Raw genomic sequence first — 26043 nt, 5'->3', positions numbered from 1 at the left:
TTCACCGCTCTCCGGACGGTCGCGCCTTGACGCGCCGTCTCATCGTGTTCCATCTCACCGCAGCCCGCTTCGTGCCGAAGACGGACGACCGCATGGCAAGCGCCGCTCTCGCCGCGGGCTCGTCTCGCGCGAAGGCGAGCAGAAGACCGATGGCGAACATGGTCGGCAGCAGGGCGGAACCTCCGTAGGAGAACAGCGGGAGCGGGACACCGGCGATCGGCAGCAGGCCGAGCACCGCACCCACATTGATCACGGCCTGGGCCGTGATCCAGGTGGTCACGCCTCCCGCGGCGTACCTCACGAAGGGGTCCTCCGTGCGTCCGGCCACGCGGATACCCGCATAGCCTAGAGCCGCGAACAGACCGAGCACCGACAGCGTCCCCGCCAGACCCAGTTCCTCCCCGGTGATGGCGAAGATGAAGTCGGTGTGCGGTTCAGGGAGTTGGCCCCATTTTTCCACACTTGCGCCCAGACCGGAACCGAAGAGTCCGCCGGAGGCCAGGGCGTAGATGCCGTGCACGGCCTGCCAGCACCGGTCGTCGGGTCCGGGGTCGGTGGCGAAGACACAGCCGAGGCGGGACATACGGTTCGGACTGGTACGAATCAGGATGATGCCGAGCAGACCGGCCACCGAGAGCACCCCGGCGAACAGCCGGGTCGGTGCCCCCGCGAGCCAGAGCAGGCCGAAGAGGATGGCCGCGAGAATGATCGCGGTGCCCATGTCGCCGCCGAGCATGATCAGGCCGAGCAGCATGAACGTCACCGGCACCAGCGGCACCAGCATGTGCTTCCACTGCGTGAGGAGCCGCTTGTCCTGTTTGCGGGCGAGCAGATCGGCACCCCACAGGACCAGGGCGAGCTTGCCGAACTCGCTGGGCTGGAGCTGGAACGGGCCGCCCAGATAGATCCAGTTCTGGTTGCCGTTCACCGCATGCCCTATCCCCGGCACCTGCACGAGCACCATCAGGAACAGCGATCCGGCGAGGATCGGATACGCGAGCGCGCGGTGCAGCTTGACCGGCATCCGCATGGCGACCAGGAGCAGGATCGCGCCGAGCACCGCCGCGACGAACTGCTTGCGGAAGAAGTACGAGGCCACCAGGTCGAGCTGGAGCGCCTGGATCATCGAGGCCGAGTAGACCATCACCAGGCCGAGCACCGTGAGCAGCAGGGAGCTGCCGAAGATCACGTAGTACGCGGTGAGCGGCCGGTCCCAGGCCCGGCGGGCCCGGGTGAGCAGGCGCCGCCACCGCGGTTCGCCAGAGGTGCGGCGTGCTGCGGGCCTGCGGGGTGCCCCGCGCGAGGTGGCCGCGCGGCGTGCGTCGCGCGCGGCCCGTGCTTCGGCCGGCATGGTCGCTGTCCCCTCCAGTGGTGCCCGCGCCGCCGAGGCGCGGCGGGCGGGCCACTCTCCGGCTAGGCGCTCTGCGTATCAGTGGTGCCCTGCTCGGCGGCGAGTTCCCGTACCGCCGCCGCGAACGCATCGCCGCGCTCGTTGTAGTTGACGAACATGTCCATCGAGGCGCAGGCCGGGGCAAGGAGGACGGTGTCCCCCGGGTTGGCAAGGCGGGTTGCTTCCCGGACCGCCGCGGACATCGCCTTAGTGTCGGTCCGGTCGAGGTCGACCACCGGTACCTCGGGGGCGTGTCGTGCCAGGGCTTCGCGGATGAGGTGGCGCTCCTTGCCGATGAGGACGGCACCGCGCAGCCGCTCGGCCGACTTCGTGACCAGCTCGTCGAAGGAGGCGCCCTTGGCGAGCCCGCCCGCGATCCAGACGATCGACTCGTACGCCGCGAGGGAGGCCTCGGTGGCGTGCGGGTTGGTCGCCTTGGAGTCGTCGATGTACGTCACGCCGTCGACGTCGGCCACGCGCTCGATGCGGTGGGCGTCGGGGCGGAAGTTCCTCAGGCCTTCGCGGACGGCGGCCGGTTCGACGCCGTACGCGCGGGCGAGGGCGGCCGCGGCGAGGGCGTTGGCGATGTTGTGCGGGGCGGGCGGGTCGACGTCGGAGATCTCGGCGAGTTCCTGCGCGTTCTTCTGCCGGTTCTCGACGAAGGCCCGGTCGACCAGGATGCCGTCCACGACACCGAGTTCGGAGGGTCCCGGGGTGCCGAGCGTGAAGCCGATGGCGCGGCAGCCCTCCTCGACGTCGGCCTCGCGGACCAGGTCCTCGGTGCGCTTGTCGGCGACGTTGTAGACGCAGGCGACCTTGTTGCCCTCGTAGATACGGCCCTTGTCGGCGGCGTACGCCTCCATCGAGCCGTGCCAGTCGAGGTGGTCCGGGGCCAGGTTGAGGACCGCGGCGGAGTGGGCGCGCAGCGAGGGCGCCCAGTGCAGCTGGTAGCTGGAGAGCTCCACGGCGAGCACGTCGTACGGCTCGTCGGCGAGGACCGCGTCGAGCAGCGAGACCCCGATGTTGCCGACGGCGGCGGTGCGCAGCCCGGCCGCCTCCAGGATCGAGGCGAGCATGCGGACGGTGGTGGTCTTGCCGTTGGTGCCGGTGATCGCGAGCCAGGGCGCCGCGTTCGGGCCGCGCAGGTGCCAGGCCAGTTCGACGTCGCCCCAGATCTCGACGCCCGCTTCGGCGGCGGCCGCGAAGAGCGGCTTGTCGGGCTGCCAGCCGGGGGTCGTGACGATCAGTTCGGTGCCTTCGGGCAGGGTCGCGCCGTCGCCGAGGCGTACCCGGATGCCCAGGGCCTCCAATTCGGCCGCCTGCGCGCGGGCGCGCTCGTCGTCGCCGTCGTTGACGACGGTCACGATCGCGCCGAGGCCGTGCAGGACCTTGGCCGCCGGGATCCCGGAGACGCCGAGCCCGGCGACGGTGACGTGCTTTCCCTGCCAGTCGGTCACTTGTCGGCCGCCCACCCTGCGTAGAAGAGTCCGAGTCCCACGATGACGCACATGCCCTGAATGATCCAGAAACGGACCACGACAAGGACCTCGGACCACCCCTTGAGCTCGAAGTGGTGCTGGAGCGGAGCCATCCGGAAGACCCGCTTCCCGGTGAGCCGGAAAGAGCCGACCTGGATGACCACGGACATGGTGATCAGGACGAAGAGGCCGCCGAGGAGCGCGAGAAGCAGCTCGGTGCGGGAGCAGATCGCCAGGCCCGCGAGAGCGCCGCCGAGGGCGAGCGAGCCGGTGTCACCCATGAAGATCTTGGCGGGCGAGGTGTTCCACCACAGGAAGCCGAAGCAGGCGCCCATCAGGGCCGAGGCCACGATCGCGAGGTCCAGCGGGTCCCGTACCTCGAAACAGGCCGCGGGATTGGTCAGCGTCATCGCGTTGGCGCAGGACTCCTGGAACTGCCAGACGCCGATGAACGTATAGGCGCCGAAGACCATCACCGAGGCACCGGTGGCGAGGCCGTCCAGACCGTCGGTGAGGTTCACGCCGTTCGACATGGCCAGGATCATGAAGAGCGCCCAGACCACGAACAGGACCGGGCCGATCGACCAGCCGAAGTCGGTGACGAACGACAGCCTGGTGGAGGCCGGGGTGTTGCCGCGGGCGTCCGCGAACTGCAGTGCGAGGACCGCGAAGGTGATGCCGACGATCAGCTGACCGGCCATCTTCGCCTTGGCCCGCAGACCGAGCGAGCGCCGCTTGATGATCTTGATGTAGTCGTCGAGGAAGCCGACCAGGCCCATGCCCGCCATCAGGAAGAGCACCAGGAGCCCGGAGAAGGTGAACTCCGCGCCGGTGAGCAGCTTCGTCAGGAAGTACGCGATGATCGTCGCCAGGATGAAGGCGATACCACCCATCGTCGGGGTGCCGCGCTTGCTCGCGTGCTCGCGCGGGCCGTCGTCCCGGATGTACTGGCCGTAGCCCTTCCTGGCCAGGAGCTTGATCAGGAGCGGGGTGCCGATGAGGGTCAGGAAGAGCCCGATCACACCCGAGAAGAGGATCTGCCTCATCGCCCGGCGACCTGCCCCTCGGAAGACCCGGTGGCATCGTCGAGCAGCGCCTGCGCCACCCGCTCCAGGCCGACGGACCTGGATGCCTTCACGAGTACGACGTCTCCCGGGCGCAGCTCGCTGCGCAACAGGTCGACAGCGGCCCCTGCGTCGGACACGTGCACCGACTCCTCACCCCACGAACCCTCGTTGTATGCGCCCAGCTGCAGCCAGGACGCTTCCCTGCCCCCGACCGCGACGAGCTTGCTCACATTGAGCCGGACGGCAAGGCGTCCGACCGCGTCGTGCTCGGCCAGCGCCTCGTCCCCGAGCTCGGCCATCTGACCGAGCACCGCCCACGTGCGACCCCCGCGGGCCTCGGCGGCCCGGCCCATGGCGGCAAGGGCGCGGAGCGCGGCCCGCATGGACTCGGGGTTCGCGTTGTAGGCGTCGTTGACGACCGTCACGCCGTCCGGGCGCTCGGTGACCTCCATCCGCCAGCGGGACAGGTTCCCCGCCTCGGAGAGCGCCACGGCGATCTCGTCCACGGACATCCCGACCTTGTGGGCGACGGCGGCCGCGGCAAGCGCGTTCGACACGTGGTGCTCACCGTACAGGCGCAAGGTCACGTCGCTGCACCCGGAGGGTGTGCGCAGCGTGAAGGCAGGTTGTCCCTGCTCGGTGAGCCGGACATTCTCGGCGCGTACGTCGGCGTCCTCGGCCTCACCGAAGAGCAGCACCTTCGCCTTCGTACGGGAGGACATGGCGCGTACGAGGGGATCGTCGGCGTTGAGAACAGCCGTACCGTCCTCCGGCAGGGCCTCGACCAACTCGCCCTTGGCCTCGGCGATCTGCTCGCGGCCGCCGAACTCGCCGATGTGGGCGGTGCCGACGTTGAGCACCACGCCGATCTTCGGCGGGGTCAGGCCGGTGAGGTACCGGATGTGGCCGATGCCGCGGGCGCCCATCTCGAGGACCAGGTGCTGGGTCTCCTCGGTGGCGGTCAGCGCGGTGAGCGGGAGGCCGATCTCGTTGTTGAGCGAGCCGGGCGTGAAGACCGTGGGCGCCTTGCGCTGCAGGAGCTGGGCGATCAGGTCCTTGGTGGAGGTCTTGCCGGCGGAGCCGGTGAGCGCCACGAGGGTGGTGCCGAGGCGGGCCACGACGGCGCGGGCGAGGGCGCCGAGCGCCTTTTCGACGTCGTCGACGACGATCGCGGGCACCCCGAGGGGCCGGGTGGCGAGGACGGCCACCGCCCCGTCGGCGACCGCGCGCTCGGCGTAGTCGTGGCCGTCCACGCGCTCACCGGCGAAGGCGGCGAAGAGCCCGCCGGGCTCGACCTTCCGGGAGTCGATCACGACGGACCCGGTGACCTGGCGGCCGGGGTCCGGTATGTCGTACGTCTGCCCGCCGACGAGTGAGGCGATCTCGGCGAGGGAGAGGGCGATCACTGCTTTATCCCTGGGTGTTCGAGGTGACGGAGCGGCGGCTGTGCTCAATGGCCGCGCGGAGCACGTCACGGTCGTCGAAGGGGCGTACCACGCCGTTGATGTCCTGGCCCTGTTCGTGGCCCTTGCCCGCGACGAGCACCGTGTCGCCGGGCTGCGCCCGGTAGACCGCGGAGGCGATGGCGGCGGCGCGGTCCTCGAAGACCCGGACGTCGCCGCGCTCGTGCACCGGCACCTCGGCGGCGCCGGCCAGCATCACGGCGAGGATGGCCAGGGGGTCCTCGGAGCGGGGGTTGTCCGAGGTGAGCACGGCGGTGTCGGCGAGCCGGGCGGCCGCGGCGCCCATCGGCATCCGCTTGGTCTGGTCGCGGTCGCCGCCGCAGCCGATCACGATGTGCAGCTTGCCCTCGGTGACCTTGCGCAGGGCGCGCAGGACCGATTCGACGGCGTCCGTCTTGTGCGCGTAGTCGACGACGGCGAGGTACGGCTGTCCGGCGTCGACCCGCTCGAGCCGCCCGGGCACGCCGGGCACGGCCGCGATGCCGTCGGCCGCGGTCTGCGGGTCGAGGCCCGCGGCGGCGAGGGCGACGATCGCGGCGAGCGTGTTGGCGACGTTGAACGGTCCGGCGATCGGCGACTTGGCGGTGATCCGCTCGTCCTTGGGACCGACGGCCGTGAACGTCGAGTCCATCGGGCCGACCTTGACGTCCTCGGCGCGCCAGTCGGCGTCCGGGTGGCCCTCGGCGGAGAAGGTGACGACTGGGACGCTCGCCTCCGTCACCAGGCGGCGGCCGTACTCGTCATCGAGGTTGACGACCCCGAGCCGGGACCGCTTCGGCGTGAAGAGCTGCGACTTCGCCCGGAAGTAGTCCTCCATGTCGGAGTGGAACTCCATGTGTTCCGGGCTGAGGTTGTTGAAGACGGCTACATCAAAGACACAGCCATCAACCCGGCCAAGCACCAGGGCGTGGCTGGACACCTCCATGGCGACCGAGTCGACGCCGCGCTCGCGCATCACCGCGAACAGCGCCTGCAGATCGGTGGCTTCGGGGGTGGTGCGCTCCGACTTGATGCGCTCTTCGCCGATCCGCATCTCGACGGTGCCGATGAGTCCGGTGGCGCGGCCCGCGGCCTTGAGACCGCCCTCGACGAGGTACGCGGTCGTGGTCTTGCCCGACGTGCCGGTGATGCCGATCTGGAGCAGGTCCTGACCGGGGCGGCCGTAGATCGTCGCGGCCAGCTCGCCCATCCGGCCGCGCGGGTCGCCCACGACGAGCACGGGAAGACCGGTGGCCGCCGCCCGCTCCCAGCCGGCCGGGTCGGTGAGGATCGCGGCGCCGCCCAGATCGGCGGCCTGAGCGGCGAAGTCGGCGCCGTGCAGACGGGCGCCGGGCAGCGCGGCGTACAGGTCACCGGGGCGCACCGCACGGGAGTCGTGCGTGATGCCGGTGATGGCGGTGTTCTCCGCGCCCCCGGGGGCGTCGATACCCAGCTGCTCGGCGAGCGACGCGAGGGTGCTCGCGGCGGCCCGCTCCGGGCGGGGCGGTCCCGGGTAGGTCACGGGTGCGCCCTTCTGGGTGGTTTGGGACTGATCAGCGTGTGGCACGGCGGTGAGCGTACCCGGCGCGGCCGCCGAACCGCGAAGTGAGGGGGCTTTGGGCACTGAGGGCTCGGGCGGGTTCCCCGCACCGGAAGTGATCGTTGTCACGACGGTACCTGTGTTTCTTGTCGTACGGCGCGGAGGCGGCCGGTCAGTCCTAGGGCTTGAAGGTCACCGGGAGGCCCGGGGCCTTGCTCCCGGTGGGCGCCACCCGGAGCGTCTTCAGGGCGAACTCCAGCACCTCCTGATAGATGGGCGCGCAGATCTGGCCGCCGAAGTAGTCGCCCCTGGTCGGGTTCTGAATGGAGCAGTACACCGCGATACGCGGCTTGTCCGCGGGCGCGAAGCCCGCGAAGGACGAGGTGTAGCCCTTGTAGCGGCCGCTGGCCGGGTCCACCCGGTTGGCCGTGCCGGTCTTGCCCGCGACCCGATAGCCGTCGATCCGGGCCTTGTTGCCGGTGCCCCCTTCGTCGTCCACGACGGACTGGAGCATCTTCGCGAGCGTCGAGGCGGTCTTCTCGCTGATCACCCGCTTCTTCTTCGGCTTCGGCGCGGGCGTGAACCGTCCGTCGGGCCCCTTGGTGCCGCGTACCAGGCTCGGCTCCACGCGGACGCCGCCGTTGGCGACGGTCTGGTAGATCGAGACGGCCTGCGCGGCATTGACCGCGAAGCCCTGCCCGAACGCGACCGTGAACTGCTGCGAGGTCGACCAGTCCTCGGGCTTGGCCAGGATCCCGGGGGTCTCGCCGGGGAAGCCGAGCCCGGTGGGGCTGCCGAAGCCGAACTTGCGGAAGTACGAGTACAGGACCTTGTTGGCCTCGGACTGGGTGTCACCGAGCTGCTGGGTGGCGAGGATGGTGCCGATGTTGCTGGACTTCGCCAGGACCCCGTTCAGGGTGAGGTACCAGGTGGGGTGGTCGACGTCGTCCTTGAAGGCCCGGTCGCCGCGGTGCAGCCGGTTGGGCACCGTCACATGGGTGTCGGGCGTGGCCGCGTTCTCTTCGAGGACCGCCGCCAGGGAGACCAGCTTGGTGGTGGAGCCGGGCTCGTAGGCGTCCTGGAGCGCCGGGTTGCCGAGGTTGTCCGGGTTCGCCTTGGACAGGTCGTTCGGGTCGAAGCCGGGCGAGTTGGCCAGCGCCAGGATCTCGCCGGTCCTCGTGTCCTGTACGACGACGTACCCGCGGTCGGCCGCGGACTTGCTGACCTGCTCGGAGATCGCCTTCTGGGCGGCCCACTGGATGTCCCGGTCAATGGTCAGCTCGATGTCGGAGCCGGGCGTCGCCGGGGTCTCGCGGCCGCCCGCGGTGGGCACCCGGCGGCCACCGGACTGGGCGTAGGTGATCTTTCCGTCCTCGCCCGCCAGGGCCTTGTCGAGCTGCGCCTCGACGCCGCCACCACCCTTGCCGTTGGCGTTGACCCAGCCCAGTATCCCGGCGGCGAGGTCGCCGTTCGGATAGATCCGCTTGCTGCTCGGCTCCTGGAAGACACCGGCGAGCACATTGCCGCGGCCGGACTCGTCGGCCTTCTCCTGGAGGGCGTTCTTCAGATCCTTGATCTGCTTCCACACCTTCGGCGGCTGCCGCCGGGCGAGGACGGCGTAGCGCCTGTCCTCCTTGTTGAGCGCGCGGGCGACGTCGGCCGCGTCCCGGTTCACGATCGGGGCGAGCAGCGCGGCCGCCTGCTCGGGCGCGTCCTCGACCTTGGTCCGCTCCGGCGTGAACATCGACGGGTCGGCCGTGATGTCGTACGCGTCGACGCTGACGGCCAGCTCGGAACCGTTCCGGTCGGTGATCTCGCCGCGCTCGGCGGCCAGGGTGTGCGTGAAATAGCGGTTCTGCTCCGCCTTCGCGGTGTACGCGCTCGCGTCCACGCCCTGCACCTGAAGCAGCCGTACGACGAAGACCAGCATCACCAGGGCGAGCCCGAGGCTGACCAGGCGGAGCCGGGGCCGCGGGCTGCCGAGCCGGATGGTGCGGGGCGCCGGCCGCGGCGGTCCCGCGGGGCGCGGCCTGCGGGCGGCCGGGCGGGCGCCGGGTCCGGGGCGGCTCCGGGGACGCTCGTTGCCCCGGGGGGCGGGGCGGGACGGGCCGGGGACCCGGCGGCGGGGCGGCTGTCGGTCGGTCACGGCATCACCTGCCGGAGGTCGGGGGCGCGGCCGCGGGGCCGGACGGGGCGGTGCGCCCGTGCGCCGAGGTGGTGGGGCGGGTGAGCGTCACGGAACGGCCGGGGTCGGCGGCGCCGTGGGCGAGGGCGGCGGTCGGCTCGGCGGTCTGCTCGGCCGAGTCCGTGGCGGACGCCGTGGTCATCGACGTGGCAGACCCCGCGGGCGGCGGTGCCCCGAGCAGGGAGGACTCGGCGGGCTTGCCGCGCACCCTGCCGTCGGGGTTCAGAAAGACGGGGTTGCCGCCGGGCACCAGGCCGAGCTCGCGGGCGCGGCGCTCCAGCTCACCCGGGGCCGAGTAGGCGTCCACCTCGCGCCGCAGCTCCTGCTGCCGGTCGGTGAGCTCGGTGGTCTCCTTCTTGAGCTTGCTGAGCCGGAACGACCCTTCATTGAGGGAGGAGTTCAGCATCAGGAGCACGATCAGGCCACCCCCGAGCAGCACCACCACGAGCAGTACGAAGGGGGTACGCGCCGCGCCGGAGGACCCGGTGGGCAGCAGCCGGGCGAGCCGCGCGGCCCTCCCCCGGATCGGTGGTTTGCCGCTCATCCGACCCCCTCCTCCAGAACCTCTCCGGTGATCAGAACCTCTCCGGCGACGCGGCTGCGGGCGGCCCGAGGGCCGCGGCTCACACCGGTCACACCGCTCACTCGATGTTCTCCCGGATGCGCTGCGCCCCGCGCAGCCGCGCCGGGGCGGCCCGCCGGTTCTCGGCGACCTCTTCTTCTGTAGGCAGCTCGGCGCCGCGGGTGAGCAGCTTGAGCCGCGGCTGGTAGCGCTCGGGCACGACCGGCAGACCGGGCGGGGCCGTGCTGGCGGCGCCCGCCGCGAAGACCTGCTTGACCAGGCGGTCCTCGAGCGAGTGGTACGACAGGACGGCGATCCGGCCACCGACCGCGAGCGCCTTCACGGCCGCGGGGATCGCCCGCTCCAGGACGGTCAGTTCGCCGTTGACCTCGATCCGCAGCGCCTGGAAGGTGCGCTTGGCCGGGTTGCCGCCGGTGCGCTTGGCGGCCTGCGGCAGCGCGTCCCGGATCAGCTCGACGAGCCGGGCGCTGTTGGTGAACGGCTCCTTGTCGCGCTCGCGCACGATGGCCGAAACAATGCGCTTGGCCTGCTTCTCTTCGCCGTACGTCCGCAGGATCCGCACGAGTTCGCCGGGCGGGTAGGTGTTGAGGACCTCGGCGGCGCTCGGGCCGGTCGTCTGGTCCATGCGCATGTCGAGCGGCGCGTCCTGCGCGTAGGCGAACCCGCGGTCGGCCTCGTCCAGTTGCATGGAGGAGACGCCGAGGTCGAAGAGGATCCCCTGCACGCTCGGGATGCCCAGGCGGTCCAGTACGTCGGGGAGTTCGTCGTAGACCGCGTGCACCAGGGTGGCCCGGTCGCCGAAGCGGGCGAGCCGCTCGCCGGAGAGGCGCAGCGCCTCCTTGTCCCGGTCGAGGGCGACGAGCCGTGCCTCGGGGAAGGTGGAGAGCAGGGCCTCGCTGTGGCCGCCGAGGCCGAGGGTGCAGTCGACGACGACGGCTCCCGGCTGCTCGAGGGCCGGGGCCAACAGGTCCAGGCACCGCTGGAGCATCACCGGGACGTGTCGGCTGTTGCTCAATGCACCCTCTCAGGTCCGGCGCCGCGGGTACGCACCGCCGGGTCCCCGCCCGCTCGAAGGGGAAGCGGCCGTCTGGCGCCGATCGAGATGGCGTCAGCCGACCGGGAGCGGGAGGAGGCCGAGCCGTACGTACACGCCGCGCGTGCGCGTGGAATGTGGGGATCACGAGACGATGCCGTCGCCGCCATCGTCTGCACGGGATCTCCGGGGAGAACTGTTCCGCAGGGAGCGCTTCCGGCCTCCCGCTTCGCGTCACTTTAGTCCACGCTGTCCCCCGGTCAATCTCCGGCCGCACCACCGTCGTGCGCGTCGCGTGCGACCGGGGTTCACCCGTACGGGGCCCGCCCGCGCCACCTGTGCACTGGCTCACAACAAGATCCGTTGACGTTCTTTGTCCCCTCTCGCACCAGGCTCGCTTCAGGTGTGCGCATTACTGTCATAGCTATGTCGACTTCTTTCCCTCTGCCCACCGACCCCACAGGCTCGATGTCCGGCACCGTCACCGACCGCCTGGTAGAGGCGAACCAGCGGTACGCCGCGGGCTTCGTGGACCCCGGCATGGACGCCCGCCCCGTCCTCAAGGTCGCCGTCGTCGCCTGCATGGACGCCCGCCTCGACCTGCACGACGCGCTCGGCCTGTCCCTCGGCGACTGCCACACCATCCGGAACGCGGGTGGCGTGGTCACGGACGACGTGATCCGCTCCCTCACCATCAGCCAGCGTGCGCTCGGCACCCGCAGCGTCGTCCTGATCCACCACACCGGCTGCGGCCTGCTCACCCTCACCGAGGACTTCCGGCACGAGCTGGAGGACGAGGTCGGCCAGCGGCCCGCCTGGGCGGTGGAGGCGTTCCGCGATGTCGACCAGGACGTACGGCAGTCGATGCAGCGGGTGCGGACCTCCCCGTTCCTGCCGCACCGCGACGACGTACGAGGTTTCGTGTTCGACGTGAAGACGGGTCTGCTGCGCGAGATCGACCCGGCCTGACGGTCCGCCGACCGCCCGGTCCGGCTCCGAAAAGCCGTGAAGGACCCACATATCGCCGTGAGTTATCCACAGGCGAGTGACACGGCACGGTAACGGCAACAAGAATGCGGGGAAGACATCGCGTCGGAACGAATCCCGCGTGGCGTCCGTATTTCGGGGAGGGCCGGGTCGCACGGATGGCATCGGCCCGCAGGAAGAGGGCCGAGGAGGGCCGGTGACGACCTATGAAGATCGAGCGAGCCTCACAGATCTGACCACCACCGCTGAGCAGGTACGCCGGTCGGTGGAGGGTGTGATCGAGGGCAAGCCCGAGGTCGTACGGGTCGCGCTGACCGTGCTCCTGGCCGAGGGTCATCTGCTGATCGAGGACGTCCCGGGCGTCGGCAAAACCATGCTCGCCAAGGCCCTGGCCCGGTCCATCGACTGCTCGGTGCGGCGCATCCAATTCACGCCGGACCTGCTGCCCTCGGACATCACCGGGGTGTCCATCTACGACCAGCAGCAGCACGACTTCGAGTTCAAGCCGGGCGCCATCTTCGCCCAGATCGTGATCGGCGACGAGATCAACCGCGCCTCGCCCAAGACCCAGTCGGCACTCCTGGAGTCGATGGAGGAGCGCCAGGTCACCATCGACGGCCAGTCGTACGAACTGCCCGACCCGTTCATGGTGGTGGCCACCCAGAACCCGGTCGAGATGGAGGGCACCTACCCGCTGCCCGAGGCGCAGCGGGACCGCTTCATGGCCCGGGTGTCCATCGGCTATCCGAGCCCGGAGGCCGAGCTGCAGATGCTCGATGTGCACGGCGGCGTCTCGCCGCTGGACGACCTGCAGCCGGTGGCCCACGCGCACGACATCGTCAAGCTCGTCGAAGCGGTGCGCACGGTGCACGTCGCCGAGCCGGTGCGCCGGTACGCCGTGGACCTGGTCGCCGCCACCCGCACCCACCCGGACCTGCGGCTCGGCGCCTCGCCGCGGGCGACCCTGCACCTGCTGCGCGCCGCCAAGGCGGCGGCCGCCCTGAACGGCCGGGAGTTCGCCCTGCCGGACGATGTGCAGTCGCTCGCCGTCCCGGTCCTGGCGCACCGTCTGCTGCCCACGGCACAGGCGCAGTTGAACCGGCGCACCGCGGAGCAGATGGTCCTGGAGATCCTCCAGCGCACCCCGGTTCCGGCGGCCCACGCGCCCGGCGGCCTCGACCGGGGCCGTCCGGATGTGCCGGGTGCCGCGGCGTACGGCCATCGGCCGCCCGGCGCGCGGAGGCTCTGATGACGGCCGGGGGGACGTCGCCGCGGGCCGGTTCCGGTGCCGGGGACGAGGGCACGGGCGGCCTGCGCACCGCGTTCTCGGGGCTGACCACCCGGGGCCGCTCCTTCCTGGCCGCCGGGGTCGCGGCCGCCGTGTGCGCGTACGTCCTGGGGCAGAGCGATCTGCTGCGGGTCGGACTCCTGCTCGCCGTACTGCCGTTGGTGTGCACGGTCGTCCTGTACCGCACCCGGTACCGGGTGGCGGGGTCGCGGCGGCTCGCGCCCGCGCGGGTGCCCACGGGCTCCGAGTCCCGGGTGCAGCTGCGCATCGACAACGTCTCGCGGCTGCCCACCGGGCTGCTGATGCTTCAGGACCGGGTGCCCTATGTGCTCGGCCCGCGGCCACGGTTCGTGCTCGACCGGGTGGAGGCCGGCGGGCGACGCGAGGTGTCCTACCGGGTCCGCTCCGACCTGCGCGGCCGCTATCCCCTGGGCCCGCTCCAGCTGCGCCTCACCGACCCCTTCGGGATGTGCGAACTGACCCGCTCCTTCAGCGCGTACGACACCCTGACGGTGATCCCGCGCGTGACGGCGCTGCCTCCGGTGCGGCTCTCCGGGGAGGCTCAGGGGTACGGCGACGGGCGGCAGCGGTCGCTCGCCCTGGCGGGTGAGGACGACGTGATCCCGCGCGGGTACCGGCACGGCGACGACCTGCGCCGGGTGCACTGGCGCTCCACCGCGCGGTACGGCGAGCTGATGGTGCGCCGCGAGGAGCAGCCGCAGCGCGCCCGCTGCACGGTCCTGCTCGACACCCGCCGCTGCGCGCACCGGGGCGCGGGGCCCGACTCGGCCTTCGAGTGGGCGGTCTCGGGCGCCGCCTCCACGCTGGTGCACATGCTCGAACGCGGCTTCTCCGTCCGCCTGTTGACGGACAGCGGCACGGCGGTGCCGGGCGAGGGCTCGGACGGGTTCGCGGGCCCGGGCCAGGAGTCGGCGGACGCCGCCGGGCTCCTCATGGACACCCTGGCGGTGGTGGACCAGTCGGACGACACGGGCCTGTCGCGCGCGTACGACGTGCTGCGCGGCGGTAACGAGGGCCTGCTCGTCGCCTTCTTCGGCGACCTGGACGAGGAGCAGGCCGCGGTGGCCGCCCGGATGCGGCAGCGCAGCGGCGCGGCCGTGGCGTTCGTCCTGGACAGCGACGCCTGGGCGCAGGGCCTCGAGACGACACCCGAACTCGACGAGCGGCTGCGGCAGTTGCGCGAGGCGGGCTGGACGGCCCTCGGCGTACCGCCGGGCGCGGGCCTCACGGAACTGTGGCGCCTGGCCGACCGGGAGCGCACGGGAGCGGGCGGTGCGGCTGATCCGGGTGCGCGTCCGGGAGGCGCTGCGGCGGCGGGCATGGGTTCGGGTTTGGGCTCGGGTGTGGGCTCGGGTCCGGGGTTGGGTGCGGGCTCGGGTACGGGTGCGGGTGGCTCGGTCGCGGGCGCAGGTTCGGGTACGGGGCCGGGGCCGGACGCAGGCGCGGGGATGGGTCCGGGCACGGGGATGGGTTCGACGGGGGGACGGTCATGAGTGGGAGCGCACGCCTTGCCCTGTGCGCCATGGCGGCCACGCTGCTCGCCTCGTGCGCTTTGCTGCCGCTGGTCGATCCGGCCACGTGGATCGTGCAGGCGGCGATCCTCCTGGGGTTGCAGACCGGGGCGGGGGCCCTGGCGCGGCGGGTGCCGCTCCCCCGGCCGCTGACGGTGATCGTGCAGGCCGTGGTGACGCTGCTGCTGCTCACGCTGGTGTTCGTGAGCGACCACGCGGTCGGCGGGGTACTGCCGGGCCCCGAGGCCTTCGAGAGCTTCGGCGTGCTCTTCGAGTCCGGCGCGATGGACGTCGGCAAGTACGCCATTCCGGCCCCGCTCAGCCAGGGCATCCGGCTGATGCTGGTCGGCGGGGTCCTGGTGATCGGCCTCGCCGTGGACGCGCTCGCCGTGACGTTCCGCAGCGCCGCCCCGGCGGGTCTTCCGCTGCTCGCGCTGTACTCGGTGGCCGCCGGGCTCTCGCAGGGCGGGGCGGGCTGGGTGTGGTTCCTGGCCGCGGCGGGCGGCTATCTGCTGCTGCTCCTGGCGGAGGGGCGGGACCGGCTCTCGCAGTGGGGACGGATCTTCGGCGGCGGTTCCGGCAGGACGGCCGGGCCGGGCGGGCTCTCCGCGGTACCGGCCGGGAGCGCGGGCGCCATCGCCCCGGTCCGCACCGGCCGTCGTATCGGCGTACTCGCCCTGGGCATCGCCCTGGTGGTGCCCGCCGCGCTGCCGTCGCTCGACGGCGGTCTGCTCGACAACGCGGCACGGCGCGGCGGCACGGACCCCGGCGGCACCATCTCCGCCGTGAACCCCCTGGTCTCACTGCAGAACAGCCTGAACCAGCCCGAGGACCGCGAGGTGCTCTCGTACCGCACCAGCGCCGAGCAGACCGAGGACCTGTATCTGCGGATCGTGTCCCTGGACCAGTTCGACGGGACGGCGTGGAAACCGGCCGAGCGGCGCATCTTCGACGTACCGAGCCGTCTGCCCTCTCCTCCGGGGCTCACCCCGGACGTACGCACCACTGAAGTACAGACGAACATCTCGGCGGCGGGCTGGTACGCGCAGGACTGGCTGCCCATGCCCTATCCGGCGACCGAGGTGGAGATCGACGGCCGCTGGCGGTACGAGCCGGAGGGCCGAACCCTCGTCGGGGACGGCGGTCAGACGACGCGCGGCAAGCAGTACCAGGTCAAGAGCCTGATCGTGCAGCCGACCCGGGAGCAGCTCGCCTCGGCACCGGCGCCGCGCCGCTCGATGCTCCGGGATTACGGCGGGGTCCCCGACTCGCTGCCACAGGACGTGTCCGCCACGGCCCGGAGGGTCACCAAGGGCGCGGCGAACGACTACGAGCGCGCGGTGAAGCTCCAGGACTGGTTCTCCTCGGAGGGCGGCTTCACTTATGACACCGAGGTGCGGGCGGGCAGCGGCGCGGCGGCCATCAGCCGGTTCCTGAAGGAAAAGCAGGGCTTCTGCGTGCACTTCGCCTTCTCCATGGCGGCGATGGCCCGGACCCTGGACATACCGTCGCGGGTCGCGGTCGGCTTCACGCCGGGCGCCCCGGGGTCCGGCGGCACGATGTCGGTGGGCCTGCGGGACGCCCACGCCTGGCCCGAGCTGTACTTCGAGGGGGTCGGCTGGACCCGCTTCGAGCCCACGCCGAGCCGCGGCACGACACCCGAGTACACCCGCCCGGAGATCCCGACGGACAGCTCGGGCGAGAGCGTCGCCCCGGTGCCGTCCGCCTCGGCGGAGCCGTCCACGGCCCCGTCGGCCTCGCCGTCGGAGAGCTGCCCGGACCAGATGCGCAGGTCCGGCGAGTGCGGCGGGACCAGCCCTCAGGGAGGCACGGGAGGCGGTGACGACGGTCCGCCCATCGGCACGATCGTGAGCGTGGGTCTGGCTGCCCTGGGGGTGCTGCTTGTGCCGCTGCTGCCCCTGTTGTGGCGGACCCGGACGCGCAGCGTGCGGCTCGGCGCCGCCGGGCGTACCGCCGGGGATGTCACGGCGCGCACGCTTGCGGCCTGGCGGGAGCTGACCGATACGGCGTGGGACCTCGGCATACGGCCGGACGACTCCCGGACGCCACGCAGGACGGCCGAGCGCATCGTCAGGCTCGGTCGGCTCGACCCGGCGGCCGCGGATTCCGTGCACCGGGTGGCGACGGCGGTGGAGCAGGTGCTCTACGCGCCGAGCCCGCGGCCCACGCCGGGCCTGGCCGAGGACGTACGCCGGGTGCGTGCCGGGCTACGGGCCCAGGCGGGACGGAGTACGCGGCTGCGCGCACTCCTCGCCCCCCGCTCGGCTGTCAGGGTGGCCTGGGCCTGCGAGGCCCGCTGGACGGCCTTCAAGGGGCGCTGGAGCGCCCGCTTCCGCGGCCTGGAGCGCCGGACTTCGCTACTGCGTCGCCCGGGGAAGCAGCAGGGCTGAGCAGTACGTCGGCACGACGGCATCGGTGAGCGGAACGCGCTCAGGTGTCAGGGCACAGACATGGGTGGCACACACATGGATGGCACAGACATGGGTGAGGGGCACACGCGCGATGCGTGTGCCCCTCACCCAGGACGAGAAATCTCGTGAACAGGTGTCTCGTGGAGCCCCTCAGTGCCCCTCTTCGTCCCGCCGCCTCTGCCAGCGCTGCTCGATCCGGTTCATCATGGATCGTCGCTGCCGACCTTGGCGACGGCCGGACCCTGGCGGCGCCGCTCCTTGAGCGGGCTGCTCCCCGGGCTTGGGCGCCTTGCGCCAACCGCTGACCGCGAGCACTGCACATCCGAGCATGACGAGGAAGCCCACCACGCTGATCCACCAGAGCTGGGCGACCATTCCGGTCATGAGGAGCGCGATACCTACCAGGAAGCCCGCGACCGCCTGGTAGACCCGTCGCCGGGTGTGTGTACGCAGCCCGCTTCCCTCAAGCGCTGTCGCGAACTTGGGATCTTCGGCGTACAGCGCTCGCTCCATCTGCTCGAGCATTCGCTGCTCGTGCTCCGAGAGCGGCACGGAGTCCTCCTCATCGTGCAGTCGCCGGGGGCGACCGGGGGTCCCCTTCAGGATAGGCAGGGAATCGCCCCCGTGAAACCCGCCCCTCTACGCCAATTCGCCGTTGGGCCCGTCATGAACGAAACGGCCGTGCTGGGATCTGGATTCCCCGGTGGCCGGTCCGTCATGCCGGACGGTGTCCTTCGATCATACGGTGCGGGCCGCCTGTTCGGGGGGCCTGTGGCGTACTCCATGTGCGGCTCCACCGCTGATCAGGCGGACCGGCGGGGACGAAAGTCCGACGCGCGGGCGGTGGAGGCGGAGAAACCGGCCCGCATTGTGCTAATCGCCGAACTTCTCGGCGAGTACGTGAAGCTGGGTGGCGACCGACTGGAACGCGGGCTGCTCGGCGGCGACGGCCTCCAGCTTGAGCAGCTCCTCCAGGGCCCCGGGCTCGGTGTCCACGAGGACGCCGGGGACCAGGTCGGCGAAGACGCGTACGCCGTGCACCGCGCCGATCCGCAGGCCGCAGTCGGCCACGAGCTCGGTGAGCTGCTCGGCCGTGAAGCGCCGCGGCACCGGGTCGCCCTCGCCCCAGCGGCCGTCCGGGTCGGTGAGCGCCTGCCGTGCCTCGGTGAAGTGCCCGGCGAGGGCCCGGGTCAGGACCGCACCGCCCAGACCGGCCGCGAGCAGGCTCAGGAAGCCGGTCTCGCGGAGTGCGGCGACCACGTTCCGTACACCCTCGGCGGCGTCGTCCACGTACTCCAGGACGCCGTGGCACAGCACCGCGTCGTAGCCGCCGCGCTCGACGACGTCGAACAGGCCGTGGGCGTCGCCCTGCACGCCGCGTACCCGGTCGGCGACGCCGGCCTCGGCGGCACGGCGCTCCAGGGCGAACAGGGCGTTCGGGCTGGGGTCGACGACCGTGACCCGGTGGCCGAGGACGGCGACGGGCACCGCGAAGTTGCCGCTGCCGCCCCCGGTGTCGAGCACGTCCAGGGACTCCCGACCCGTCGCCTTGACCTGACGGTCGAGGGCGTCCTTCAGGACCTCCCAGACCACGGCGGTACGGAGAGAAGCGCGGGGGCGCATCGGGTCCGACACGGCAGTTGACTCCTCGGCACGGCACCGCCCGGTGGCGGAGCTGATCGGGGGCTTCCCCGGCCCGGTTGGCATGGGGAAGGCGCAGGTGGTTCCACCCTATTGCCTCCGGCCCACTGCCCGGTCCCCCGTGCCGCCCCGCGTCGCGGTGCCCCATACCGCCGGGTCACCGCGCGCCCGGTGTCAGGCCGGTCCCTCGGCGGCCGGCCGCTCCGGTGGCTCCGACTGCGGCCGTGGGGTGGGCAGTATCGGCTGGAGGGCCAGCATCCGCTCCACCAGGCGCAGGAACATCGCCACGTCGCGCAGCAGGTCGTCGGCGTCGCGGGCGCTGGCGGCGCCCTGGATACCGGCCTCGGCGCGGGCGCGGCGGCGGGCGCCGGAGGCGAACAGGGCGCTCCACTCCGTGAGTTCGGGCGCTATCTCCGGCAGGACCTCCCAGGCGCTGCGGATCCGCCGACGGCGGCGCTCGCTGCTCTCCGGGCGGCCGCGGACGGCGAGTACGGCGGCGGCGGTGCGCAGCGCGGCGAGGTGCGCGGCCGCATAGCGCTCGTTGGGCGTCTCCAGGCCCGCGGCATCGTCGAGCCCGGTGTGGGCCTGGGAGAGCAGGTCGAGCGCTTCGGGCGGCGCGGTGGACCGGCGCAGGACCGGGTGGACGTCGCTCGCCGGACCGTTCAGTGAGGGGGCAGGGCCGGTGGCGCGGTGCCGGCGTGCGGCTGCTGCGTACGAACTGGCCATGACGAACCTCCTGTCGTCGTGTGACGGCTCTGTGGCCGTATGACCCCATCGTGAAGTACGCCACTGACAATCGGCTCTGACCTGCACTTTTGCCTCGATCGTGGGTTCGGTTGCGGTGAGTTGACCCCGCGTCGGGAGTCGCCGGAGGGGGTGGGGTGCACGGGCTCGGGGCGACCCGATACAGTTTTGTACTGACCAGTCAGTTCAAAGAGTTGGGAAGAGGGGGGAAGGTCTGTGGAACGGCCGCATGCGGCACCCACCGGCATATCCGTCTCAGCCGCGGACTTCGGCCTCAAGGGCCCCCGCGGCTGGGCGTTTCGAGGGGTCGACATCGACGCCGCACCCGGCGCGCTCATCGCCGTGGAAGGGCCGTCCGGCTCCGGCCGGAGCTGTCTGCTGCTGGCACTGACCGGGCGGATGAAGCCGACCGAGGGCCACGCGAGCATCGGCCGACTGCGACTGCCCAAGCAAATGGCCGCCGTACGCCGGGTCAGCGCGCTCGGCCACACGCCGGGCGTCACCGATCTCGACCCCTCGCTGACCGTCGGCGAGCACATCCACGAACGCGCCCTGCTTCAGCGGCGGTTCGGCGGTTCGCTGCGCGCGCTGCTGCGTCCCCGCGCCGAGCGGAAGGCGGCGACACAGCTGCGTATCGACACAGCACTGGAGGCCACCGGTCTTGACCTCGGCACGCTGCCCAAGGGGCGCCGCACCGCCGTGCGGGACCTGGAGCGGATCGAGGCGCTGCGGCTCTCCGTGGCGCTCGCCCTGATCGCCGAGCCGCGGCTGCTCGGCGTCGACGACGTGGACCTGAAGCTCTCGGACGCCGAGCGGGCCGAGGCGTGGGCGCTCCTGAAGTCGGTGGCCACGGCCGGAACGACCGTCGTCGCGGTGTGCAGTGAGGCACCGGAGGGCGCGGTCGTGGTGTCGACCGCCGCGCCCGCAGCCGACGAGGCCACCGGCGCCACAGAAGAAGAGACCGCGGCAGCGACCACCCGCACCCCAGCGGAAGAGAACGAGATCGAGAACGACGAGAAGGGGGAGGCCGATGCGCTCGCCGAAACTGGCCGCGCTTGAGCTCAGGCGGTTCGGCAGGGGGAAGCTGCCGCGGGCCGCTCTGGTGGCGCTGTTGTTGCTGCCGCTGCTCTACGGGGCCCTGTACCTGTGGTCGTTCTGGGACCCGTACGGCCGTCTCGACCGGATTCCCGTGGCACTGGTCAACGACGACAAGGGCGCCACGGCGGGCGGCGAGAAGGTCGTCGCGGGCGACTCCATCACCGAGGGCCTCCTGGACAGCAAGACCTTCCAGTGGCACGAGGTGAGCGCCGAGGAGGCCCGTAAGGGCGTGGAGGACGGGACGTACTACCTGTCCCTGACCATGCCTCCGGACTTCAGCAAGCGCATCGCGTCCAGCTCGGGCGACTCCCCGGAAACGGGAGCACTACAGGTACGGACGAACGACGCCAACAACTACATCGTCGGCCAGATCTCCCGGACGGTGTTCTCCGAGGTACGCACCGCGGCGTCCACGAAGACGTCCCGCGGCTTCCTCGACAAGATCTTCATCTCGTTCTCCGACATCCACGGCAAGACCAAGGAGGCCGCCGAGGGCGCCGACCGGCTCAAGGACGGCGTTGGCAAGGCGGAGAAGGGCTCCAAGAAGCTCGCCGACGGCCTCACGGAAGCCAAGGACGGCAGCGGCGAACTGGCGAGCGGCATCAAGGAGTTGCACAAGGGCTCGGGTGAACTGCGCACCGGCACGCGCCAGGTCGCGGACGGCACCCAGGAGTTGGCCGACAAGGTGAACGCGACGGCGGACAAGGTGCGCCCGTACCTGAAGGACAACGGCGACACCATCGGCGATACGGCTCGTCTCGTCTCGGATTCGACCTCGGCCGTGCGGGACCACCTGGAGACGCTCGTGAAGGTGACCCCCGGGGCCGCCGAGGACGCGCGCAAGGCCTCCGACACCATGAACGGCTTCTACACGGCGCGCTGCGAGAAGTCCCCGGTCCCCGACCCCAACTGCCCCGCCTTCAAGGAGGCCAGGGACGCGGCGGCCAAGACGGCGAAGATCGCCGAGGACCTCAACGCCGTGGTGCAGGACTACAACGGCGACGTCTCCGCGCTCGACCGCGACCTGAAGAAGCTCCAGGACAAGGCCGACGAACTGGCGCGGCGGGCGCCGCACCTCGACGAGCAGCTCGAGGACGCCGTGGCCAGGATCAACGAGCTGAACCGCGGCGCCAAGGCGGTCGCCAAGGGCGCCGGAAAGCTGCACACCGGGCTCGGCTCGGCCAAGACGGGCGCCACCGACCTCGACTCCGGCGTCGGCGATCTGAAGACCGGTGCGAACGACCTCAACGGAGGCATGTTCAAGCTGGTCGACGGCTCCGGTGAGCTGGCCGGAGGGCTGCACGACGGTGTGGCGAAGATCCCCGACTACGACAAGAAGGACCGCGAGCAGCGCACCGAGGTGATGGCCGACCCGGTCCAGCTCGCCGCCAAGTCCATGCACAAGGCGCCCAATTACGGCACCGGGTTCGCCCCGTACTTCATCCCGCTGTCCCTGTGGGTCGGTGCGATGGTCGCGTACATGCTGATCCAGCCGCTCAACCGGCGGGCCCTCGCGGCCGGTGCCTCGGCCTGGCGCATCGCGGTCGCGGGCTGGCTGCCGGTGGTGGCCCTCGGGGCGCTACAGGTGGCGGCGCTGATGTCGGTGCTGCACTGGGGGCTGGGTCTGGAGATGGCCCGGGCGGCCGGAACGATCGGGTTCCTCGTCCTGGTCACGGCGTGCTTCGCGGCCATCGTGCAGTGGCTGAACGCCCGGTTCGGGGCGGCCGGACGGATCCTGGTGCTCGCGGTCCTGATGCTCCAGCTGACCTCGGCGGGCGGCACCTATCCGGTGCAGACCAGCCCCGGGTTCTTCAATGCCATCCACCCCTACCTGCCGATGAGTTACGTCGTCGAGTCGCTGCGCCGGCTGATCTCGGGCGGTGGGCTCGGCCCCGTATGGCAGGCGTGCGTGGTCCTGGCGGCGTTCACGGCGGGTGCTCTGGCGCTGACCGCGCTCTCGGCCCGTAAGCGGCAGGTGTGGACCCTGGACCGGCTGCACCCCGAGCTGAGCCTGTGAGCGCCGTGAGCAGCCCGACCGCACCCGTGCCGGCGAGCCCGTCCGCACCTGTGACAATCAGGGCCATGGACAGCAGCAACCCACGGCGCCGGGCCACCCGGGCGAAGCTCTACGAGGCGGCCGTCACCCTCATCGCCGAGAAGGGGTTCTCCGCGACCACGGTCGACGAGATCGCGGAGCGCGCGGGCGTCGCGAAGGGCACGGTCTACTACAACTTCGCCAGCAAGGCCGAGCTCTTCGAGGAGTTGCTCCGCTACGGCGTCGGGCTGCTCACCGCCTCCCTGCAGGAGGCGGCGGACGAGACGGCCGCGCGGGGCGGCAGCAAGGTCGACGCGCTCGACGCGATGATCCGCGCCGGGCTCGACTTCATCGCCGCCTATCCGGCCTTCACCCAGCTCTACGTCGCCGAGTTGTGGCGCACCAACCGGGCCTGGCAGTCCACCTTGATGGTGGTCAGGCAGCAGGCCGTCGCCGTGGTCGAGGACGTGCTGCGCGAGGGCGTGGCAGCGGGCGAGCTGAGCGCGGAGATCGACGTTCCGCTCACCGCCGCCGCCCTGGTGGGCATGGTCCTGGTGGCCGCGCTCGACTGGCAGGCGTTCCAGCCCGAGCGGTCCATCGACGACGTACACGCCGCCCTGTCCCGGCTCCTTCAGGGCCGGGTGAGCGGCACACGCGCGTAGCGGTGCCCTGGGCGGCACGCGCGCGTGGAGCCCTCGTACGCGGCACGCGCGCGTGGAGCCCTCCTACACGGCACGCGCGCGTGGTGATGCCGTACGCGGAAGGCTCCCGGAAGCACTGAAGGCGCCGGTCCGGAGAGGCTCGATCCCCCCGAGCCTCTCCGGAACCAGCGCCTCCCCCGTGCGTGCCCCCGTTCCTTCGGGGGTGCGGCACCGTTCCGCCGCCCCGTGTCGGCGGTGCCGGTGCCGCTCCCCTTCCGTGCCCCCTACTCTTCCGTCTGCGCAGGTCAACGCCCATCCGTGCAGCTACTCATCTCACGTACTAGGTACGGATACTCAGGCCTGCGCACTCCTCCCCATCCGCGCGAGCACCCGACTGGCTACGATCACGCCCGTGTCCGTACTCCCTCTCGTTTTCACCAGCGGCTGGGCGAGCGGGATCAACGCCTACGCCGTGGTCCTGCTGCTCGGCATCTTCGGGGCCACCGGCCTGACCGATGACGTCCCCGAGTCCATGCAGCGCACCGACGTCCTCGTGGTCGCCGGAGCGCTCTTCCTCTGCGAGGCCGTGGCCGACAAGATCCCGTACGTGGACTCGGTCTGGGACGCGGTGCACACCGTGATCCGGCCGGTCTCCGGTGGCGTGGTCGGCGCGCTGCTCGCGGGCCAGAGCGGCTCCCTCAACGATCTGGCGGCCGGGGCGATCGGCGGCTCGACCGCGCTCGCCAGCCACTTCGTGAAGGCCGGGGGCCGGATGGCGATCAACACCTCGCCCGAGCCGTTCAGCAATATCGTCGTCAGCATCGCCGAGGACCTGGGCGTGGGCGGACTCGTCTCGTTCGCGATGTTCCACCCGGAGGCCGCCGCGATCATCGCGGGCGTCCTGCTCCTGCTCGGCCTGGTGATACTGTTCTTCATCGCCCGCCACATCCGGCACTTCCTGCGCCGCCGGGACCGGCGCCGCGAGGAGAAACGCCTGGCTGCGGCGCGGGCCGGGCTGCCGCCCGGTTAGGGCGTTTCTGACGGACCACGACTCCGTGCCGTCGGCTCGGTTGCCGCACCTGGGGGCTGCGCCGCCAGACCCCGCTTCCCGCACGCTGAACGCGCCCGTCCTCGAACGCCGGACGGGCTGAAACAGCGTGCTCGTCCTCAAACGTCAGGCGGGCTGGAACATGGCCGCGCGCCGCGTTGTCAGTGGGTCCGGATAAGGTCCCTGACATGGCACGGATTGCGGTGATCGGCGCCGGGATGGGCGCGATGGCGACGGCCGCCCGGCTGGCCGTGGCAGGCCACCGGGTGGTGATCTTCGAGCGCGCGGAGACGTACGGCGGTGCGCTCGGCCGGTACGAACGCGACGGCTTCGCCTTCGACACCGGACCGGGACTGCTCCCGCTGCCCGCCGTCTACCGCGACCTGTTCATCAAGACCGGCAAGCGGCCGCTCGAGGACTGCGTCGACCTGGTCCAGGTCGACCCGGCGGTGCGTCATCTCTTCGCGGACGGCACGGAAGTGGACCTGCCCAACGCCTCCCGCGCGGGCGCGGTGGCGGCGCTCGACGCGGCGCTCGGCACCGGCGCCGGGGAGCGCTGGGGCGTGGTCATGAACCGCGCACGGGACGCCTGGGAGCGCATGCGCCGCCCCCTCCTCGAAGAGCCCCTCTGGCCCAACTGGCAGGTCCTCGGCGAGCGCGAGCCCTACCCCGCGGCCGTCCGGCGCAGACTGCTGCGCGCCGATCGCCGGGCCCGCACCCTCGCCGAGGTCGGCGCCTGGGAGCTGGCCGACCCGCGGCTCGCCGCCATCCTGGAGAGCCACGCCCTCGCGTACGGCCTCGATCCGCGCACGGCCCCGGCCAACGCCGCCGTACTGCCGTACATGGAGCAGTCCTTCGGCGTCTGGTACGTGCGCGGCGGGCTGCGTGAGTTGGCGCGCGCGGTGTACGACCGGTGCCGGGAGCGGAAGGTCGAGTTCACCTTCGGTGCCGAGATCGTACGGATCGTGGAGAAGGACGGCCGGGCGGCCGGGGTCGAGCTCGCGGACGGCACGGTCGAGCAGGCCGACCACGTAGTGGCGGGCTGCGCGCCCGGCACCGTCACGTCGCTGCTGCCGGGGCACCGGGTGTGGCGAGACGTCGGCCCGGCAGCCCCGCAGTCGGGGCTGCCCGGCAGGCTCACCGCGCTGCTCGCACTGCGCGGCGCCCGCCCCGAGGCGACCCCGCACCGCACCGTGCTGCACCCCGCCGACCGCGAGGACGAACTGGACCACCTCTTCCCACCGGAGGCGCCGGGCGCCCCGGACCCGCGGGACCCGCGAGGCCCGCGAGACCCGCGGCGGGGTGCGGCCGTCTGCGCCGCACCGACCCTCACGGTGCTGCGCCCCGACGACCCCGCCCTGGTGCCGGACGCGGACCACGAGGCGGTCACCCTGACGGCCACGGTCCCGCCGCACGGCCCGGTCGACTGGTCCGACCGCGAGGCCGCGGCCGAGGCCGCGGAGCGGCTGCTCACCGTCGCCGAGCGCGCGATACCGGGGCTCCGCGACCGGCTCCTGTGGCACGAGGTGCGCACGCCCGTGGACATCGCGCGGACCACCTGCGCCGAGGGCGGCTCGGTGCCCGCGCCCGCCCTGGCCGCGGCGGAGGGACGGCTCCTTCACCCGGCCAACAGCACCCGGCTCCCCGGGCTTTATCTGGCCGGTGGCTGGGCACACCCGGGCGGCGGCCTCGCACACGCCGGGATGTCGGGGGCGCTGGTCGCGGGGCTGATCGTCGAGGGCGCGGAGTTCCGCGGGTCGCAGTGACCCGCGGTGTCGGGCGGCCCGGTCCCGCCTGGATCTGCGGCAGCACCGACGGCTGAATCTGTAGCGCCGAGCCGACAGCTGGATCCGCAGCACCGAGCCGACAGCTAGATCCG

The 26043-nt window shown here is 71.9% G+C and carries 20 protein-coding genes; 9 read left to right on the top strand and 11 right to left on the bottom strand.

The genetic code is table 11. From position 1 onward, the window contains the following. Position 1: 1 nt before the first annotated feature. From ftsW to rsmH, 8 genes are all read right to left on the bottom strand, one after another. Entirely contained in the window at positions 2 to 1351 is a 1350-nt protein-coding gene (ftsW, locus tag ACWD10_RS12850) for a putative lipid II flippase FtsW (protein ID WP_451089982.1), read from the bottom strand. A gap of 62 nt (positions 1352 to 1413) precedes the next feature. Next, positions 1414 to 2847, bottom strand: coding sequence for a UDP-N-acetylmuramoyl-L-alanine--D-glutamate ligase (gene murD / locus ACWD10_RS12845; RefSeq protein WP_451089980.1), 1434 nt, complete (start codon positions 2845 to 2847; stop codon positions 1414 to 1416). After that, entirely contained in the window at positions 2844 to 3914 is a 1071-nt protein-coding gene (mraY, locus tag ACWD10_RS12840; protein WP_451089978.1) for a phospho-N-acetylmuramoyl-pentapeptide-transferase, read from the bottom strand. Before mraY ends, murD begins: the two co-directional genes overlap by 4 nt. Next, on the bottom strand, positions 3911 to 5341 hold the full coding sequence (locus tag ACWD10_RS12835; RefSeq protein ID WP_451089976.1) for a UDP-N-acetylmuramoyl-tripeptide--D-alanyl-D-alanine ligase: 1431 nt from the start codon (positions 5339 to 5341) through the stop codon (positions 3911 to 3913). The genes mraY and ACWD10_RS12835 overlap by 4 nt, the downstream gene beginning before the upstream one ends. Before the next feature lie 4 nt (positions 5342 to 5345). Continuing rightward, entirely contained in the window at positions 5346 to 7046 is a 1701-nt protein-coding gene (locus ACWD10_RS12830) for a UDP-N-acetylmuramoyl-L-alanyl-D-glutamate--2,6-diaminopimelate ligase (protein WP_451089974.1), read from the bottom strand. Between the two features lie 49 nt (positions 7047 to 7095). Beyond that, positions 7096 to 9063 carry a peptidoglycan D,D-transpeptidase FtsI family protein gene (locus ACWD10_RS12825; protein ID WP_451089972.1) on the bottom strand — a complete coding sequence of 656 codons (1968 nt, stop codon included), beginning with the start codon at positions 9061 to 9063 and terminating at the stop codon, positions 7096 to 7098. Between the two features lie 4 nt (positions 9064 to 9067). Beyond that, entirely contained in the window at positions 9068 to 9646 is a 579-nt protein-coding gene (locus tag ACWD10_RS12820; RefSeq protein WP_451089970.1) for a septum formation initiator, read from the bottom strand. Positions 9647 to 9743: 97 nt separating this feature from the next. Next, a complete protein-coding gene (gene rsmH, locus ACWD10_RS12815) occupies positions 9744 to 10700 on the bottom strand; it encodes a 16S rRNA (cytosine(1402)-N(4))-methyltransferase RsmH (RefSeq protein ID WP_451089968.1) in 957 nt (318 codons plus the stop codon). A gap of 381 nt (positions 10701 to 11081) precedes the next feature. On the opposite strand from rsmH, the gene ACWD10_RS12810 reads away from it, so the two are divergent. From ACWD10_RS12810 to ACWD10_RS12795, 4 genes are all read left to right on the top strand, one after another. Continuing rightward, positions 11082 to 11687, top strand: a complete 606-nt coding sequence (locus ACWD10_RS12810; RefSeq protein ID WP_451089966.1) for a beta-class carbonic anhydrase — start codon at positions 11082 to 11084, stop codon at positions 11685 to 11687. A gap of 214 nt (positions 11688 to 11901) precedes the next feature. After that, positions 11902 to 12954: an AAA family ATPase gene (locus ACWD10_RS12805; protein WP_451089964.1), complete on the top strand. Its 1053-nt coding sequence runs from the start codon at positions 11902 to 11904 to the stop codon at positions 12952 to 12954. Next, on the top strand, positions 12954 to 14507 hold the full coding sequence (locus ACWD10_RS12800; RefSeq protein ID WP_451089962.1) for a DUF58 domain-containing protein: 1554 nt from the start codon (positions 12954 to 12956) through the stop codon (positions 14505 to 14507). The genes ACWD10_RS12805 and ACWD10_RS12800 overlap by 1 nt, the downstream gene beginning before the upstream one ends. Then, the gene (locus ACWD10_RS12795; RefSeq protein WP_451089960.1) at positions 14504 to 16936 is read left to right on the top strand and encodes a transglutaminase TgpA family protein; all 2433 of its coding nucleotides are present in this window, start codon (positions 14504 to 14506) and stop codon (positions 16934 to 16936) included. The genes ACWD10_RS12800 and ACWD10_RS12795 overlap by 4 nt, the downstream gene beginning before the upstream one ends. Before the next feature lie 171 nt (positions 16937 to 17107). Here ACWD10_RS12795 and ACWD10_RS12790 read toward each other — a convergent pair whose 3' ends face one another. From ACWD10_RS12790 to ACWD10_RS12780, 3 genes are all read right to left on the bottom strand, one after another. Beyond that, positions 17108 to 17509, bottom strand: coding sequence for a DUF3040 domain-containing protein (locus ACWD10_RS12790; RefSeq protein WP_451089958.1), 402 nt, complete (start codon positions 17507 to 17509; stop codon positions 17108 to 17110). Positions 17510 to 17830: 321 nt separating this feature from the next. Further along, positions 17831 to 18592: a methyltransferase gene (locus ACWD10_RS12785; protein ID WP_451089956.1), complete on the bottom strand. Its 762-nt coding sequence runs from the start codon at positions 18590 to 18592 to the stop codon at positions 17831 to 17833. Between the two features lie 180 nt (positions 18593 to 18772). Beyond that, a complete protein-coding gene (locus ACWD10_RS12780) occupies positions 18773 to 19324 on the bottom strand; it encodes an SAV_6107 family HEPN domain-containing protein (RefSeq protein WP_451089954.1) in 552 nt (183 codons plus the stop codon). A 234-nt stretch (positions 19325 to 19558) separates the two neighbouring features. On the opposite strand from ACWD10_RS12780, the gene ACWD10_RS12775 reads away from it, so the two are divergent. The 5 genes from ACWD10_RS12775 (at position 19559) to ACWD10_RS12755 (ending at position 25930) form a co-directional block, all read left to right on the top strand. Next, positions 19559 to 20401 (top strand): ATP-binding cassette domain-containing protein, encoded by an 843-nt coding sequence (locus ACWD10_RS12775; protein WP_451089952.1) that lies wholly within the window; start codon positions 19559 to 19561, stop codon positions 20399 to 20401. Further along, positions 20373 to 22457 carry a YhgE/Pip family protein gene (locus tag ACWD10_RS12770; protein WP_451089950.1) on the top strand — a complete coding sequence of 695 codons (2085 nt, stop codon included), beginning with the start codon at positions 20373 to 20375 and terminating at the stop codon, positions 22455 to 22457. Before ACWD10_RS12775 ends, ACWD10_RS12770 begins: the two co-directional genes overlap by 29 nt. Positions 22458 to 22522: 65 nt before the next feature. Further along, entirely contained in the window at positions 22523 to 23137 is a 615-nt protein-coding gene (locus ACWD10_RS12765; protein ID WP_451089948.1) for a TetR/AcrR family transcriptional regulator, read from the top strand. A 391-nt stretch (positions 23138 to 23528) separates the two neighbouring features. Further along, on the top strand, positions 23529 to 24146 hold the full coding sequence (locus ACWD10_RS12760; RefSeq protein WP_451089946.1) for a DUF4126 domain-containing protein: 618 nt from the start codon (positions 23529 to 23531) through the stop codon (positions 24144 to 24146). A 206-nt stretch (positions 24147 to 24352) separates the two neighbouring features. Beyond that, complete coding sequence (locus ACWD10_RS12755; protein WP_451089944.1) at positions 24353 to 25930, top strand: phytoene desaturase family protein; 1578 nt, start codon at positions 24353 to 24355, stop codon at positions 25928 to 25930. Positions 25931 to 26043: the final 113 nt, after the last annotated feature.

The organism is Streptomyces sp. NPDC002851 (assembly GCF_053591935.1).
Note: the sequence above shows the minus strand (reverse complement) of the source record. Positions and strands in the feature narration are given on the sequence as shown.